The organism is Phormidesmis sp. 146-33 (genome assembly GCF_052939515.1).
The window spans coordinates 1-16672 of the sequence record NZ_JBJPHU010000087.1 but is presented as its reverse complement, the minus strand read 5'-3'; the positions used below and the strand labels follow the sequence as shown (position 1 = coordinate 16672).

Sequence of the window (16672 nt, the reverse complement as noted above, 5' to 3'; positions counted from 1 at the left end):
CCCTCCAGGAATACTAAATTAAATAACCATCAACGTGGTAGCTGCGTCTATTCAGTGAGCGATCGCTTCCACCCTACTAATTGCACAAAATAAATCAGCTTGACTAATGTTCATTACTCTAGCCTAGAGAACTTAAATTCGTCACTTATATAGATTCATATAGATTAATCAGTTTGATGGTAATCAATGGTTTGGGCATCTAGCTTTTGGGCTACCAAAGGTCGTCTCTGAGGAATGGAAAACGCTTTTGTTACCTCACCCTTTAGGTCAAAAAGGTTGATTTAGAGAAATTTATCTGCAAGTCCTGTACCTAATGGATTGCTGATTTTCCGACTTTGGGGAGAGGAAGATATACCTTGATTTAACTAGTCTGACTAGAGTGCATAGATTTGGTAACTAACGATGCGTTTTAGATGTTATCTCTACCACGATCGCGACTAGATCTCAATGCAGGGGTTATCAGTATTGACCGTGCTGTAGAAGTACTAATTTCAAAGCTTTTAGTTGCACGTTACAAAAATCAAAGGAGATTGTAAATGAAAAGAATCATTGATGGATTGAAAAACGGCTTGACGATCGCAGTTCAGTCACTTTTGACGATTGTTTTGGCTGTAGCGCTGTTGGTTTCTCCCGTGTTTCAGACCAGTTCGGCTCAGGCTACGCCTCAAGTGACGGGCGATCGCGCAACCGATAAAATGATCCAAAAGATCCAACAAGATGCTGAAGATTTGGGAGACAGCCCCGATCGTCCGATCGGTCAAACTGGACTCAAAAACATCAAAAAGCTGGGCGAAAACATTAAAGAAACGGTTGATCTCAACGTCCGTCAAAAGGGTGCGATCTATAACCCCGACGAAGACAACAAGATCGAAGCCCTAAAGCAAGCGCAAAAGGAAACTGAAAGAAACGCCAAGTAATTCAACGTCAGTTCGATGAGAGTGACTCGCTTCGTTTCGATCGGCTTTAGCCCCCTAAATCCCCCAAACTTGGGGGACTTTGAACGAGAGATCTTGTCCAAAAGTCCCCCAGGATTGGGGGGTTGGGGGGCTGAAGTGCTGAATAACGGAGCGGAAAAACTCCATCGAATTCACGTTAATTCACACGTTAGTTCAATTACAGAATTGCAGCTTCGACCACTTTTCTCAAGGCAGAGGGCGAGTGTTATCAATTTCTCTTCCCTAGCAGCAAGACCCTTTGCCTGCGATCGTTTCCTTACACCCCGAACCTTTTGTCTCACCAGGCTGACGAATTGCGTCTCGCGAACAGTCGTACACTTGCGCCGACGCTAACGGAATTTCTTGGTAAGGCGGCACTGCAATCAAATCGGCATGATAGGGACTGAGCGAATTGGTGTAAAGCTGAAAAGTTTTGTCACACACCGCCGATCGCTCTCCTCGATAAAAAGTGTGCCCATCGTCGTCCTGCACTGCCTTCCACGGCCCTTTGTAAATGACAGCTTGATTGCGCTCCCAGCAGTCTCCATCTTTGCCCTTAAAAGCTCGAACGGTGAGCGATCGAAACTCAATGCCATCGACCACTTGCCAGGGTTCGGTCTGACGGGTGAGAATCTCAATTCCGTGAAATCCAGCTTGCTCAAACATTTCCAAAAACTGATTTTCTCGAAAGGCTCCTGCGATACAGCCGCTCCATAGATCAGGATCATTCAAAATCGCTGGAGTCGGATCTTCATCACACACAATGTCAGAGATGACCGCCCGTCCGCCTCGCTTCAAAACACGATAGATCTCCCGAAAAAGCTGCTGTTTGTCTTGAGGACGCACCAGATTTAACACACAGTTAGAAATCACCACATCTACACGGTCACTCGCGATCAAAGGATCATTTTGGCGCAAGCGATCGCATTCCATTTCAAAATTTGCAACCTGGGCGATTGTGGCGATCGGATGCTGATCTAACCAGGCTTGAGCGACATTGAGATCAAGCGCCAAATCTTGAATCTTACCTTTGACAAACTGCACATTTTGATAGCCCAAAGTCTGTCCAATCTGATCGAGATATTTGCGCGACAGGCTCAACATTTCGTCATTAAAATCAACGCCAATCACCCGCCCCGCTGCACCGACTTTTTGCGCCAGAATATAGCAATTTTTCCCAGCGCCCGATCCCAAATCAACGACCGTTTCGCCCTCATTCACATAGCGAGTCGGATCGCCACAGCCATAATCTTTTTCGACGATTTCTTGAGGCAAGATTTTGAGCAGGCGATCGTCATACCCATCCGTCGGACAGCAGAGCGCCGCTTGAGGTTGACGGGCACCCGCTTCATACCGTTCTAGTACAGCTTGTTCAACATCATAATCCAGGGGTGTCATTCCCGTTTGAGCGTTTGTCGCAGTTTCAGTCATGGTTGCATTTCCTTTATCTAAGTTAAAGCACTCATTTAGTGTAGTGGTTTGCATTGTTAGAAAGGAAACCCCAACCGTTTAACGTCGTTTTGCTCAGGATCAAGCATTAAATAAACGTGAATTCGACGAAATACTTCGCTCCGACTGCAAATCCGGGAACGCCCCCTAGATCCCCCACACGTGAGGGACTTTGAACTGGAATTCTTGTCTTAAAGTCCCCCAAAATTGGGGGGTTGGGGGGCAGAAGTGCAAAATAACGAAGCGAAAAATCCTATCGAACTGACGTTAAATAACATCGATAACGTTTAAAGAAGATACAACAAAGCAGAAGCACCGACCCCTTGCGGGTAACTCAAAGAGATCAGCACTTCTGCAATTCGCAAAGAACTTAAGGGTTAAATGATTTGACTACTCCATCGTGAAGTAGCGAAAGGATTCAACAATCCAAAAACTTCTCTTAAAGACAGAGAAAACGTGAGGAGCAGCAAAGTCCTCTGTTTTGAGAGAAGAATTTAGTAAAGTTCTTCTTCCTGGTGGGTCATGATCGTGCAATCAGAGGTGGGGTAAGCCACACACGTCAGCACATAGCCTGCCTCGATTTGGTCGTCATCCAAGAAAGACTGATCCGACTGATCAACCGTACCCGCCGTGATCTTACCTGCACAGGTCGAGCAAGCACCCGCACGGCAAGAATAAGGGAGATCCAAACCCTGCTCTTCAGCAGCATCCAGAATGTACTCGTCTTCGGGAACGTCGATCGTCGTGTTCAGCCCTTCGGCCTCATTAATGAGCGTGACTTTAAAACTAGCCATCCGGTGATCCTCTCTATAGTGGAAACGGCACTTAAGCCATCTGAAAGCATAACTTCTGCGTTACCTACTAAAGGCTTGCTTGTTGAGTCAGCTTCAATTCTGATACTACGGGAAAACTTTCGCTTTAAACCCTCCATTTACCGTTGCAGTGAACGGGATTCGTAATAAAAAGTGCTCATTTAATCTACTTATACTTATGGGACGAAGAGAGTAAGGGGTGAGGGAGGGCTTTGCCCCGCATCTGCGAGGAGGCGTGAGGGGGGTTTAGATAATGGCGAAGCGGTCTGTTGCGTCAATTAAGGCACTGCGAATTCCTGGCTCTGTCATTGAGTGACCCGCATCCGAGACGACGATGAAATCCGCGTGGGGAAGGGTTTTGTGGAGATCCCAGGCAGAAATCATTGGGCAGACGACATCATAGCGACCCTGGACAATGACAATCGGCAACGCCTGAAGACGATCGCTGTTTTGCAAAAGTTGGTCATCAAAGTCAAAAAACCCTTTGTTGATAAAGTAGTGGCACTCAATGCGGGCAAACGCTTCGGCAAACTCATCTTTGCCAAATCGATGCTGCAATTCTGGATCAGGAAGCAGTTTACTCGTGGTGCCTTCCCAAACCGACCAGGCGCGAGCCGCTTCTCGCCGAATCATCCCGTCCTCACTGGTCAAGCGTTGATAATAAGCAGAGAGTAAGTCTCCCCGCTCACCTAAAGAAATCGGCTCCAAATACTTCTCCCAGGCATCGGGAAACAGATAACTCGCCCCTTCTTGATAAAACCAGAGAATTTCTTTACGCCTTAGCAAAAAGATGCCTCTCAGGATTAAGCCCAGACAGCGATCGGGGTGCGTCTGACTATAAGCCAACGACAACGTACTGCCCCAACTGCCCCCAAACACGACCCATTGGGAGATTTGAAGATGCGATCGCAGCCTCTCAATATCGCGCACCAGATCCCAGGTTGTGTTTTCCCGCAGTTCTGCATGAGGCGTACTTTTACCACAGCCTCTCTGATCAAAAATCACAATCCGCCACCGCTGCGGATCAAAATATTGCCGATACAAAGGAATACTGCCCCCTCCCGGGCCGCCATGCAGCAACACAACAGGCTTGCCATCCGGGTTGCCCGACTGCTCAAAATAGAGCGTATGCAGGTCAGAGACTTGAAGCATCCCCGTGTCGTAGGGTTCGATCGGGGGATAAAGTTCGCGCATAAGACAGCCCTGAATTCTAGACAACTGATCTTACTCTCATCCTCTCGCGAAGCGTGCCGCCAGCGGCAACCCCTCATCTACGTTTCAGTCCTTTCAGCCCCCTAAATCCCCAATCTGGGGGACTTTGAACTGGGACATTTAATTTACTCAAAGTCCCCCAATTTGGGGGGATTTAGGGGGCGAAGATCTCAGCGACGCATGGGATACTCCCGCTTCTTACCGCCGCAAACTCCGTGGATCAAGCGCATCTCTCAAGCCGTCTCCCAACAGGTTAAAGGCCAAGACCGTGAGAATAATCAACAAAGCAGGCGGCCAAATCAGCCAGGGTTGCAGCACAATAATCGAAGCGTTAGTCGCCAGTGATAGCATATTTCCCCAGGACGGATCGGGCTGCTGAATACCCAACCCAATCAAACTCAAAACCGACTCCGCCACAATAAAACTCGGAACCGACAGCGTAGCCGAAATGATCACATAAGTCGCCGTCTGCGGTAAAACGTGGCGAATGATGATGTAGAGCGGCTTTCCTCCCATGGCGCGGGCCGCCTGCACAAACTCTCGCTCCTTAATCGACAAGACCTGACCACGAATCACTCGCGCCAAACCCGCCCATCGAATAAAAGAAGTAATGAGAATAATCAGCAAAAATCGTTGTCCGCTAGACAGTCCCACCGGAAGCACTGCCGCCAGCGCAATCAATAAGTAGATATCTGGAATCGTCATCAACACTTCAACCAGGCGCATCAAAACGCTGTCGATCGCTCCCCCAAAGTAGCCAGAGATTCCCCCCACCAACATCCCCAACGGAAAGGACAGCGCGATGCCGATCAGTCCAATACTGAGGCTAATCCGGCCGCCATGCACTAGACGACTAAATTGATCCCGTGCCTGCTCATCGGTGCCAAGTAGATTAAACTTTGCGCCGCCATCTGTCCCAAACAAATGCAGGTTGCCAGGAATGCCAGAAAATAGCTCGATTTCGTCAAATTTGGGATCGCTGAACGAAAAGCGAGTCGGCAACGGTAATTTGACTTGAAGGAATCGGTACTCGTCGCCCTGCACAAATAACCTCAGCCCAGAGGGTTTGGAGCGATCGACCTTCAAAGCCCGATCGCCCGTCTGCAAATCGACTGCGCCCTGAGTGGTGGGATAGACGTGAGGGCCAATAAACTTACCCGATTGGTCAGTCCAATACACTTGACTCGGCGGCAAGAGTGCCCCATCCGTCTGCGAAACGTAGGGATCATAAGGGGCTACAAATTCTGCTGCAATCACGGCTAGATAAAACACCAGCAGCAGCACGCCTCCAAACTTGGCGAGAGAATTCTTTTTGAGTCTTTTCCACCAATCCATAGCGTGTCAGAAGTAAGGGTTTTGAGAATTTACTGCTCGCGGCTAGAAACGATAACGCGATCGTCCTCTTCGTCAGAATCAACCGACAGGATGGGTTCCAGAATACTATTTTCCACAGCTTCTGAGAAGATCGAGCCACTTTGAGGCGGCAGCATGGGATTCATAATAATCTCAACGATCGTTCTCACTACACTGGTCAACGGAATCGCCAAAATGACACCCAGCAGTCCGGCAACTCTCGCACCCACCAATAGAGAAGTCAAGATAATGACGGGACTCAGCCCGGTGAGGTTGCCCATAATTCGAGGCGCGATCAGGTTGTCTTTGACCTGCTGAAGGGCGATCGCTGCCCCCAACGCTTGCAGAGCCAGCCACCAGTCGATAAAGGCGATGACGATACAAACGGTGGCAATCCCCAAACTGGCTCCAATAAAAGGAATCACCTCCATCACGCCAATAAAGACCGCAAACAGCAAAAAGAACGGCACCCTCAGCCACCAAAACGCCAGCGACAGGGTAACCGCCATAAACAAACCCAAGAGCAACTGCCCAGAAGCAAATCGCTGCAAACTATCTCTCAGAGATTCCGTCAGGCGTTCTCGAATCGGAGCAGAAAAAATGCTGGTGAGTCCTTTCCAAATTTTCTCGCCGTCCAACAACAGATAGAAGGAGATCACCAAAATTAGAATCAGATCCAACACCCAGTTGAAGGTGCCCAGAACCAGGCCAATTCCTGTGGAAGCGATCGTTTTTACCTGTCCCTGTACCTGAGCAGAAAGCTGTTGCTCAAAAAATGAGAGATCGAATCCTAAGTGACGCGCCTGACTCCAACTTTGTAGCTCGTTTAGCTGCTGTTGACCCGATTCGACCAGTCCCGGCAGGTTGGTGACGAGTTGTTGTGCCTGAGTGAAAATGCGAGGGGCGATCGTCAGTCCGGCCAGTCCCAAAACGAGCGCGGCGACGAGGTAAACAACAGCGGCCGCAATTCCACGAGGTAAAACGGGGCGAAGGCGATCGACCGCATAATTGAGCAAAAAGGCAATCAACCCAGCCGTGACCAAAACGCTAATCAGTTCGCCAAAGTAAGTTAGCGCATTCAGCGTCAACCATCCTGTGACCAAAATCAGCAGCCAGGTGATCAAAAACTGTTGAATGGGGGAGAAAAAGCGATCCATGAGCAGCTTGGGGGCGAGGGTCAATCCGTTTATCGAGAATTTGGGTAAAAACCCCGTCCTTCTAGGACGGCTTTACCGATATTTTTGCTAAAATAGCAATAAGTCGCCACAGGGCATTGGGAGACTTTAACCGGACGTGGAGGGATGGTAAGACTACTTCGGTAGTGCATCTCAGTGAAGCGTCAAGGAATCCTCGATCCTTTAGAACGAGGAGGTATGTCAACAACGTTAACTGATTGTGGGACAGGCTAAATGCAGAACGATCGCTGCTCTGGCTGTCCCGCCCTCATCGTCTGCTTTCATCCTAGATTATTCGTCGATTATTCGTCCGGCTTTTCGTGTTCGACGACAAACACATTGGAATATAGATTGGCAATAATTTGTTTGCCCTGCTGAGTCAGTGAGAGATAGTACAACGCATCTTTGACATAGGGATAAACACCATGCCAATAAAACTTGGGATAGTTGCGGCGCAGATCGCCAGGGTGACGATATCCCAGAGCTTGATTAACGCCTGTTTCTTCAAACTCGTAGTAGAGGGCGCTGATTTTTTTGAGATAGCGAGGGTCACTGAGTTGTCCGATTAAATCAGACGCGCGAATTAAACCGGGGTAGTTAACAGTGTCTTGGTGATCTTCGGCAGCGGGGACGGGGAAGCGGGTCAGCTCAATATTGCGCTTGACCAATTCGGCATCAATCAGCTTGTGCCCACCAAATCGTTCATCAACAAAAAGTTTGGCACGATCGACGTGGTAAGGAGTCAAAGCGGCATCAGAGGCACCAGGCGCTAAGGAGACCATTTTGCCATCTCTTCCAGTGGAGTAGGTTCGCCCATGATCTTGACGACAAACGCCTTTGACGTAGCCAATGTCATGACAAACGAGCGAAATGATGAAGTGGAGCCAGTCTTCACACGAGACTCCGCCTTCTCGAATGTGGCGACCCCGCAAAATTTCTTGACCGACGAGGGTGACTAAAATCGAATGTTCGACGTTGTGATAGAGCGCATCACTGTTGGCAATATTCTCCATTGCCATTGAGCCGACCCAGCCGATAATGTCTTCGTAGTCAGACTTCCAACCGCCGTAGGTGCGACGATAGCCATCTTTGAGCTTGTTAACAAAATCATCAATCAGGAGTTCTGTGGCGTTAAACATGGCGGGGCTGTTGACTCGGTTGGGCAAGCGATCGGGTAACTCATCTTAGTCTTCCCTTTATTTTGATAACTTCCGCGCATTTTGGGGAGGGAGAAAAACACAGAATTTGAGCGCAATTGATTCTAAACATCCTCCAACCGATTCACCCGATCGCAGGATGCCAACTGATTCGATAGAGCTTATTGTAAAGTAATTCCCTGAACTGACTGGCTCGGCTAACCCTTCAAAAAAGTTGTAAATTCCCTATGGAACAATTTTAGTGAGGACAATTTTGTAAGTCCTAAGTTGACGATCGCATGACAAATTCAACGTGACAAATCAAAATTCGGAAAACGATAGAAATTCCAAGGCAATAAGTTCTGGTTGACTAATCAAAGTCCTAGATCGAAAGTGCATTTGAGAATTGTTCACAAATTTGATCGAGCAGTGGTCTCTAGTACGTTGTGGGTAGCGATCACGATCTATTTTTTGTTTTTGGCGAAACTGGCGATCAACGGTGATTACTACGATGACATTGCCGCTGTTATTAATTTCAACACTCATCACGGCAAGCACGAAACGATACGCCAAAGTAGCTATATAATAGTGAGAAGCGATCGCGGGTATAGTTTAGTGGCAAAATGAATGCTTCCCAAGCATTAGTTGCGAGTTCGATTCTCGCTACCCGCTTGATTTAAGAAAGCCTTGAGAGCGTCTAACTCTTAGGGCTTTTCTATTTGTTTAGCTCTAAGAGCAAATAATACGTCCGTTCTGGAATGACTTAAAAGTTTGGGTCATTTTTGGCTAGGTTGCGTTTATTTATGGCGTAGGTTTGGCGTAAGTTCAAGCATTACCACCACCGGAAATGCAGCCATGACACCTTCAAACAAAAAGAGAGCGCCCAAGGGCACCGTTCAGGTCGTGATTTCAAACGGTCGCTTACAGCTTCGTTTTAGCCACGCTGGAAGAAGGTATAGCTTAAGTGTGTATCTTCCAGACAGCCGTACAAATCGTAAGGTAGCAGAGCAGAAAGCACGTCAAATCGAGCTAGATATCGTCTCTGGGCACTTCGATTCAACGCTAGAGAAATACAAGCCTCAGCACCTTCATGCAGGAGCGGCGATCGCCGCTCCTGAAGTGTTGGCACTGCCATCGCTGGCTGATCTGTGGAGCAAATTTGTTGAGTTCAAGCGCTCGCAGGTCGAGGAGGCAACAATGGTTTTGGTGTATGAAAATTTCACTCGATACCTTGAAAAGTTGCCTACTCACGATTTGAGCGACACTACCAAGATTCAGAGTTACTGCTTGAAAACAATGCCGATAGAGTCCTGTAGGCGATTTTTGAACCATCTCAATGCGTGTTGCAACTGGGCAGTCGGAAACAAGTTAATCGAAGTGAATCCGTTCGAGAGTCTGCCCAAGCTCAAGCCAGATAAAAAATCAGATGACGACGATATTAACCCGTTCACGCTGTCGGAGCGAGACGCAATTTTAAAGGCGATCGAAGATGACATTTTTAGACGCAAGCACAGCAGCGTCAAACACTCACACTATTTACCGTTTACGAAATTCCTATTTCTTAGTGGCTGTCGCCCCGGTGAAGCGATCGCACTCCAATGGAAGCACATCGATCGCGACCTGCAATTTATCGACTTTCAGCAGTCGGTCAGCGTCACCAGCAAGGGGCGCAAAGTTACAGGGGGTCTGAAGACTCAAAAGAGACGAAGGTTTCCCGTGAACGAACAGATGCGGTCACTTATTAAAAGCATCAAACCCGATCGCCTCAATCCTGAAGCGCTGGTTTTCCCCGGCAAAGCAGGGAAGTTGCTTGACACCGCTTCAATGCGTCGAACCTGCTGGAAGCAAGTTCTAGGCGGATTAGGGATTGAGTACCGCAGTCCCTACCAGTGTCGCCATACTTTCATCACGATCGCTCTTCAAAAAGGATTGACGGCCTCCGACGTTGCCAAGCTGGTCGGGAATAGTGCAGAGGTTATTTACAAGCACTACGCCGGGGCAAGCCGAGATTTAGTCGTACCTGAGTTCTGATTTATCAAAAAACCACCGACAATCACCGACAAATCATAGATAAAACGCCTGAAGCCCTGTAGCTGAAAGGCGTTTACTTTTTTAGAGACCACCGACAAATCACCGACAATCACCGACAAAGTTAATTTACACTTCTCTACTAATCTTCTGAAATCCTTTACTGGCAAGGGATTTAGTAACTCTTCTTCTTTTTTAGAGACCACCGACAAATCACCGACAAAATGCGGCTAACACTTCCCTTGATCTGAGGAAGCCCCTCAAATCATCAAGTTAAATTTTGGGGCAGTGCAGGAAAACTTATCAGACGAGTGTTTGAACTTTATCCGTTTGGTTAAAGTTCAATCGCGCTCCAAACGTGCTAACCCGCTGGCCTCAGTTGAACAGATGCCAGAACAAAACTTGCTCAAGTTGGAATTGCAATCATGCTGGCGAGATGTTCTCAGTGAACTACCCGCGATCGTCAGTTGCGATCGTCTTGCTGTGATCGACGGGCCATCTCTGCCCACTCGTCGATCGACTCGCTTTCTGTTGGCAGAGCTACCACGAATCCCACATTGACCTGAGTATCCACAGTGGGCAGTCCTAGTGCCTGACGCTCGATCGTTGCCGCCGTCGCTGCTACCTGAGCCAAATTCTTAAGGAGTTCGCTGATTTGCCGTGGGGTGAGCATCGAAAAGTCTGCGTCTTGTAAGTTGGCGATCGCGGGTAGCAGCTTCTCCGAGAGGCTAGAAACCATCCCCTGCAAACTTTGGGACAGTCTGGTGTGCCGAGCGATCGCCCCCAACGCTGTTGCAACCTCCGAGGGTGATTCTTCGGAGGGGTTCACCAGTTCAAGGATTTGTGACTGGCGGTACGATCGTCGGCGCTCTGACCAACTCTCTTGGGAAGCTCGGTTTCTGAGCGCTTTGTATTTTGGCGATGAGTCAAGCCCTGTGCGTTCCCGGCTCCATTCGATGAGCGGTGAGTCACCTTCAACAAAAGACTGTCTGAGAGTGTCCCACTCGTATCTGGCTGGCATAGTTTCTGATCTCCAAAAGAAAAGCGATCGCCCTTACAACGATCGCACACCACAAGCGTAAAACTGTCACCGAGGCATCAAATCTGCCCTGCTTTACGATCGACAACGATTTGACGAGCGATCGCGTCGTAAAGCCTGTCCATATCGGTTTTGTCCCCCGATGGAAGGGAGTCAACGAGTTCTGAGAACCTCGCCGGGTCGTTAAGCCTTTCCAAAACAGACAGGTCTGAAAACCCGATCGAGTCACCACCTACAAGTTCTTGAACCCGCGCCAGAATTTCTGCTTTTTGTTGACACTCCCCGGCGTGAACGCACGGGGATTCTTGGCTCTACGAAGTCACTTGCTCATGCAGGTTTGCACCAACATGAGTAGAGGTATCTTCTCCCCAAGCGTTGCTCGAATCTAGTCCGAAAGTTCCGGTATGCCCTACCGTACTCAATCCCCGACTGAGGATGTTTCTAGCTGCATTATGGTCTCTGCCCAACACACACCCACATTGACAAACGTGAGTGCGAGTACTCAAAGATTTCTTGACCACTTCACCGCAGCGAGAGCATTCTTGGCTGGTGTATTGAGGATTCACGGCTATCGTGATTCGTCCAAACACCTTTCCAAAGTATTCAATCCAGACTCGGAACTGATACCAAGATGCGTCGTTAATCGACTTGGCAAGACAATGATTCTTCACCATATTTTTGATTCTCAAATCTTCGTAGGCGACTACATCGTTAGATGTGATGACGCACCGCGCCAGCTTAATGGCGTGGTCTTTACGCTGCCTACTTATTTTGAGATGGCGCTTACCTAGAATCTGTCTTGCCTTTCGTCTATTGCTTGACCCTTTTACCCGTTTAGAAACGCGCTTTTGAGCCATTTTTAATCTGCGCTCCCCCTTACGGAGAAAGCGCGGATTGTCTATCGTCTGATTATTACTATCGGTGTAGAAGTCGTTCAATCCCACATCTAACCCGATGGCAGTTCCAGACGGTTCAACCGATTCAACTCGGTCTACCGACACGCAAAACTGAACGTAGTAACCGTCCGCACGTTTTACCAGCCGAACCCGTTTGATTTGGTCAGGTTGGTAGAAATGCAAGTCGCGAGTCCCTTTCAGCTTCAATTTTCCGATACCGCATTTGTCGGTAAAGGTGATTGTTTTGCGGTCGTCCGCTAACTTCCATCCAGTAGTTTTGTACTCGACCGAGCGACAATCTTTCTGGAATTGAGGATAGCCCTTCTTATCGGGAATTCCCTTCTTGCAATTGTCAAAGAATCGCGCAATTGATGACCATGCTCGTTCTGCCGCGGACTGCCTCGCTTGCGAATTAAGCTTGTTTGCAAACTCAAACTCTTTAGCCAGTACCGCGCAGTATTTGTTGAGGTCAAAGCAGGATTTAGCGCCTCCATCCATCCACAAACGAAGAGCTTTATTTCGGATGAACTGAGTTGTCCGAATCGCTTCGTCAATGGCGTTGAATTGCAACGCTTTACCGTATGCTTTGAACTCTAAAACAAGCATGATTCGACCTGATCACGATATTCTTATGATAGCGCAATCATCATAAGATGTGTTGAAAATCCTTCTATTCTGATACTCAGGAGATTGGCGCTATCGCGCCGTTGCTCTACATCCCCGTCCTAAAGGAGCGGGGTTTTCCGCAAAATCTCGATAAACCGCGATGTCCATAAAGCTCTCCTAATTCCCAAAGAACCCATCTGTGGCTAGTAAAGCCTTACGTCGCTCAATGAGCCGTTGCTTCTGTCGCTCAGTCAGCGCTGCCCGTCGCTTGGCAACCTCACCCGCAGATTCGGGGTCAACACCAATTGCAGTATTAGGATCGCGAGGTTGCTCTAATGGTTGGAAGACTATCGATTGGTGAGGTCGATACGATCGGGCGCTCTGAGATCGGATCGCGCCCCCTGAATACCAGGGAAGCTCCTGGAGATCGCAGCGAATTTCGATGCTGCCAAGCTTTTTGATCTCATCTTGCAACTCGGAGACAAGGCTGTTGATTCTGGCTCCAATCTCCGCTCGCTCCTTGGCGATCGCCGCCTCTCGCGCTTCATCCTCAGCTAACTGAAATTGTTTGGCCAGCAGGAGGGCACGCTGATTGTCAAGGCTGCGCTCGGCTACTGCCAGTCGTTCAAGTCTCAGGGCGTTGAATTCCTCATCCTTGCCAACATTGCCGATCGCTGCCTTCAACTGCTCAAAAACCGAATCACCGATCGCTTCAATCGGTCTGGGTCGATCGTTCTTGAGGGCCTCGATCGCGGACTCTGCTGCTGAAATCTCTTTCTTGAGTTGGCGAATCTCGTCAGTCAACATGTCTGTATTCCATTTGTGGATTTCTCCCATTGTGCAGGCTGCAATCCTTGTAAATCAACGCTACTCATCCCAACGCCCCTAACTGATAGTCACTCAACCAATCATCCAGATAAGACAGCACTTGACGGGCCGTCTCTTCAGGATCGCTCCCTCCCGTGATATAGAAGGTTGGAGAAAACGCGATCGACCCGCCCCCTCTCCCACTTTGGTTTGACACTCCGCTCACCAGATTTCGCAGCATTGACGGCGTGAGAATCGTCTCCGAGCTATTCGCTATCACAGGTGATGCCCCGATCGGCATGTTTTCAGTTTCAGTCTTAATTGCTCCTAAAAACCCCATTGCAGCAGTGGGAATATTGCCTTGATACTTGGGCAGAATCTTCCCAACAGTGTCGCTTATGGTGCCGATCGCACCTGCCAACGGATTCACTGTCCGCATCACGTTAACGCCTGCCGATACCGCTGTTTCGACTGGCTTTTCTGTGATGCCAGTCACCACATTCTGGACGGGGGCCACCGCCGCGCTGACCATCCCTTTCACCTTGTCAGCAATAGCGGTAAAGAACGATCGCACAGCATCTAGCACCCCGTCAATAATTCCACCCACCATAGAGACCGCGCGACCGAAGTAGTACCCCACCGCATCTTTGATTTCTTCAAAGTTGTCAATGATAGTTTTAACCAGAGAGGCGATCGCCAATCCTGCTGCTACCGTAAGCAAAACAGGCAAGCCCGCTGTCGCTGCTAAGAAGCCCGTAAACAACGTCGCTGCAAACAAGCCGATCGCTGGCACTGCCGAGGAAAGTAACACCGCCCCTGCGATCGTTGCATAAACGCTGGGGTCAAGGTTCGCCAAAAAGCTGCCCAGTTCGTTGAATAGGAACTCTAACCCTTTGCCGATCACACCTGTCGCACCTTCGTAGTCAAAACCTAAGAGCGCTTGGCTCCCCAGGTCGATCGCACTGTTGACCAGTCCATTGACGAGCGTTGCTGCTTTCTCCCCAATGCCGTTAAAAGCGGTGAAAACGATCGCGCTGACGTTGTTAAACAGCAGTTCTAGCTTGTCGCCAAAATTGAAATATTTCAGAACGCCTGGTTTGAATGCGTCGAGCTGGCCCTGAATGAGAGTGGATGCAGATTGAACGATCGACGTGGCTGATTTCAGAGCGTCGTACAAAACCTTCATGGGATCGATCGTCAACCCAAGCGCATTAGTCAGGTTTTCAAACTTGGAGAACAATCCGTTATCCCCAATCAGTCCATCTAAAAACTCGTTATAAGCCATGAACGCCGTCTGTTTGGGCAATCCTTTGGCTGCAATGTTCCTCATCAAGCCAAAGGTGCCCTGGGTCGGATCAATCACCCCTGAAATGAAATTCTGATACAGCCCGTCTACTGATTTGGAGGCGCGCTTCTTTAGATCGTCCGTGACAAACTTTTCACCTGCCGTTTTAAGCAGCCAGACTCTAGATTTTTCGTCTAAGTCTCTGAGTGACTTTGCACCCGACTTTTTAAGCTGCTCATCAAGGTAGTTGAGGACGGTTTGATTCTGTTCAAAGAACTGAATTTGACGCAACTCAGAGATGCTGGCACCTCCTAACGCTTTGGTAAGTCCTAACGAGGTGTTACCAATATCAACGCCTGAACTTGCTGACAAAACCCCGTAGTTTTCAGAGATTGACGCGATCGTATTCTCAAACCCCTTCATGTCACTGAGCTTGCCATCAGCACCCTTGAACGCTCCAACCACGTTGTCTTGGATGGCCCGTCCCAATGTCACAAAGTCTTTGGTTGCCCCCGGCAATGCGGCGGCTGATTTTGCCAAACGATCGGTCAGCTTATCAATGAACTCAGCACCCTCGTCAAAGCTCTGTCCGGTCAGAGACGCGAATGTTTGAGCAGCCGTCATGTTTTGAAGTTGCAAACCGGATGCTTCTGTAATGGCACTTTGCAGCTTGCCGTATCCCTGTTGAACGACTGCGATCGCCGCTTCTGCTTTGACCATGCCAAATGCGATCGCATTGCTTAGTCCACCCGTATCTTGGCTGGCACGTTGAGCCGCATTACCCAACCCTCCAAGCTTCCGGGTGATGTTGTCGATCGTCCCAGATGCTTTGTCTGTGGCACTAAAGATGAGTTGTAAAAGCTGGTTTGCCACAGGGTTTTAGTGTGCGCGGGACACCTCAGTTTGACCGCTCAACACCCAATAAATCAACGCAAGTTGATCACATTGGACACCTGGCTTTTGGGGAGGTACGATCGGCAGGTTCTCGCAAAGGTGAACGACGGTAATTGGAGTTGTGTTGATATGCCTTTTTTGATTATTAGAGACGAAGACGAAACCGAAGGTGCGGAAGAAATAGTTTCTCTGAAGAATTCTGAATACAAGCTAGGCAGAGATCAAAAATCCGATATTAGAATCGACTACCCTTTTGTCTCGCTTGCTCACGCTGTAATTAGGGCTACAGCAGACGGGATTTATAGACTGATCGACAACGAAAGCACTAATGGAACCTTTATTAACGGGTCGCGATTGAAAGGCTTTAGGGACTTAGAAGATAAGGACTCCATAACACTGAGTGTCAATCAGCCAACTATTTACTACTGCACAGGGGAGCCACCCGAAAACCTTGATGGTTCCCCTGTGGTAGCTAGGCGTTGCAATTAAACTCAAATTCCCTTTGGTTGAACTTGTCCGCGATCGGTGTCTTACCTGTTTGAGCCGAATAAACAAACCCATTTGAAAATCGGTAGGTGAATCTTTGCGTTCTTAAATTGGTACGAAATTTAATAAACGCGATGCCTCCCTTGTCTCTGGGAGTGTTCGGGAATGCGGATGTATTTCGCAAGCGAGGTTCGACTGAGTATTCAAGCCTTGTCGGGTTTTCATAATTATTCAGTGAGTACGGTGCTGAAATTAGTTGAAAATAGCCGTCAAAATCAGTCATCGTATAGCCCGGAAGCGTTTGTATCCAAAGATTTTGCTTCTGTATCCTAAAGCCTCCTGCAACGTTCACCCAATCCCCAATTGTGTAGCTAGTTTCAGGAGCGCATACGATTCCACCACCTGCGGTTTGAATCAAGGTAGCTCCAGGGGCGGTTGAGATGGAAGAGGTTAAAAGTTTGTTTTGAGGGAGACTTCTTATATCTGTACCAGCCATCGCCTCACTCGGAAAACCGATCGCAATCGTCATCACCAATGCCAGAGCGACCGCCGTCCACCA

Annotated in this window: 16 protein-coding genes and 1 tRNA gene; 5 read left to right on the top strand and 12 right to left on the bottom strand. The window is 48.7% G+C overall.

Annotated features, from left to right (window positions below; translation table 11 throughout):
* Window positions 1–536: 536 nt before the first annotated feature.
* Window positions 537–917 (top strand): hypothetical protein, encoded by a 381-nt coding sequence (locus ACJ2PR_RS25915; protein ID WP_446879118.1) that lies wholly within the window; start codon window positions 537–539, stop codon window positions 915–917.
* A 261-nt stretch (window positions 918–1178) separates the two neighbouring features.
* Here the strand turns inward: ACJ2PR_RS25915 and ACJ2PR_RS25910 are convergent, their stop codons facing one another.
* The 6 genes from ACJ2PR_RS25910 to ACJ2PR_RS25885 form a co-directional block, all read right to left on the bottom strand.
* Window positions 1179–2366, bottom strand: a complete 1188-nt coding sequence (locus ACJ2PR_RS25910; protein ID WP_446879117.1) for a methyltransferase domain-containing protein — start codon at window positions 2364–2366, stop codon at window positions 1179–1181.
* 512 nt (window positions 2367–2878) lie between these two features.
* Window positions 2879–3178: a ferredoxin gene (locus tag ACJ2PR_RS25905; protein WP_446858428.1), complete on the bottom strand. Its 300-nt coding sequence runs from the start codon at window positions 3176–3178 to the stop codon at window positions 2879–2881.
* Between the two features lie 264 nt (window positions 3179–3442).
* Entirely contained in the window at window positions 3443–4390 is a 948-nt protein-coding gene (gene pip, locus ACJ2PR_RS25900; RefSeq protein ID WP_446879116.1) for a prolyl aminopeptidase, read from the bottom strand.
* A gap of 216 nt (window positions 4391–4606) precedes the next feature.
* Window positions 4607–5743 (bottom strand): ABC transporter permease, encoded by a 1137-nt coding sequence (locus ACJ2PR_RS25895; RefSeq protein WP_446858430.1) that lies wholly within the window; start codon window positions 5741–5743, stop codon window positions 4607–4609.
* Between the two features lie 29 nt (window positions 5744–5772).
* Window positions 5773–6918, bottom strand: a complete 1146-nt coding sequence (locus ACJ2PR_RS25890; RefSeq protein ID WP_446858431.1) for an AI-2E family transporter — start codon at window positions 6916–6918, stop codon at window positions 5773–5775.
* A 320-nt stretch (window positions 6919–7238) separates the two neighbouring features.
* Entirely contained in the window at window positions 7239–8075 is an 837-nt protein-coding gene (locus tag ACJ2PR_RS25885; RefSeq protein WP_446858432.1) for an Npun_R2479 family HD domain-containing metalloprotein, read from the bottom strand.
* A gap of 426 nt (window positions 8076–8501) precedes the next feature.
* Here ACJ2PR_RS25885 and ACJ2PR_RS25880 point away from each other — a divergent pair, with 426 nt between their 5' ends.
* The 3 genes from ACJ2PR_RS25880 to ACJ2PR_RS25870 all read left to right on the top strand — a co-directional run bounded on the left by ACJ2PR_RS25880 (window position 8502) and on the right by ACJ2PR_RS25870 (window position 10103).
* Entirely contained in the window at window positions 8502–8699 is a 198-nt protein-coding gene (locus ACJ2PR_RS25880) for a hypothetical protein (protein WP_446879115.1), read from the top strand.
* Window positions 8674–8744, top strand: a tRNA-Gly gene (locus ACJ2PR_RS25875). Before ACJ2PR_RS25880 ends, ACJ2PR_RS25875 begins: the two co-directional genes overlap by 26 nt.
* A gap of 183 nt (window positions 8745–8927) precedes the next feature.
* The gene (locus ACJ2PR_RS25870; RefSeq protein WP_446879114.1) at window positions 8928–10103 is read left to right on the top strand and encodes an Arm DNA-binding domain-containing protein; all 1176 of its coding nucleotides are present in this window, start codon (window positions 8928–8930) and stop codon (window positions 10101–10103) included.
* A 460-nt stretch (window positions 10104–10563) separates the two neighbouring features.
* On the opposite strand, the gene ACJ2PR_RS25865 is transcribed toward ACJ2PR_RS25870, so the two are convergent.
* From ACJ2PR_RS25865 to ACJ2PR_RS25845, 5 genes are all read right to left on the bottom strand, one after another.
* Window positions 10564–11121 (bottom strand): hypothetical protein, encoded by a 558-nt coding sequence (locus ACJ2PR_RS25865; protein WP_446879113.1) that lies wholly within the window; start codon window positions 11119–11121, stop codon window positions 10564–10566.
* Window positions 11075–11368, bottom strand: coding sequence for a hypothetical protein (locus ACJ2PR_RS25860; protein ID WP_446879112.1), 294 nt, complete (start codon window positions 11366–11368; stop codon window positions 11075–11077). The genes ACJ2PR_RS25865 and ACJ2PR_RS25860 overlap by 47 nt, the downstream gene beginning before the upstream one ends.
* 82 nt (window positions 11369–11450) lie before the next feature.
* Window positions 11451–12641: an RNA-guided endonuclease InsQ/TnpB family protein gene (locus ACJ2PR_RS25855; protein WP_446879111.1), complete on the bottom strand. Its 1191-nt coding sequence runs from the start codon at window positions 12639–12641 to the stop codon at window positions 11451–11453.
* Window positions 12642–12818: 177 nt separating this feature from the next.
* Window positions 12819–13448: a hypothetical protein gene (locus ACJ2PR_RS25850; protein WP_446879110.1), complete on the bottom strand. Its 630-nt coding sequence runs from the start codon at window positions 13446–13448 to the stop codon at window positions 12819–12821.
* Window positions 13449–13512: 64 nt separating this feature from the next.
* Window positions 13513–15606, bottom strand: a complete 2094-nt coding sequence (locus tag ACJ2PR_RS25845; protein WP_446879109.1) for a phage tail protein — start codon at window positions 15604–15606, stop codon at window positions 13513–13515.
* 72 nt (window positions 15607–15678) lie between these two features.
* On the opposite strand from ACJ2PR_RS25845, the gene ACJ2PR_RS25840 reads away from it, so the two are divergent.
* A complete protein-coding gene (locus tag ACJ2PR_RS25840; protein ID WP_446879108.1) occupies window positions 15679–16116 on the top strand; it encodes an FHA domain-containing protein in 438 nt (145 codons plus the stop codon).
* On the opposite strand, the gene ACJ2PR_RS25835 is transcribed toward ACJ2PR_RS25840, so the two are convergent.
* A partial coding sequence (locus ACJ2PR_RS25835) for a hypothetical protein (protein ID WP_446879107.1) occupies window positions 16100–16672 on the bottom strand: 573 nt, incomplete at its 5' end. The genes ACJ2PR_RS25840 and ACJ2PR_RS25835 overlap by 17 nt on opposite strands.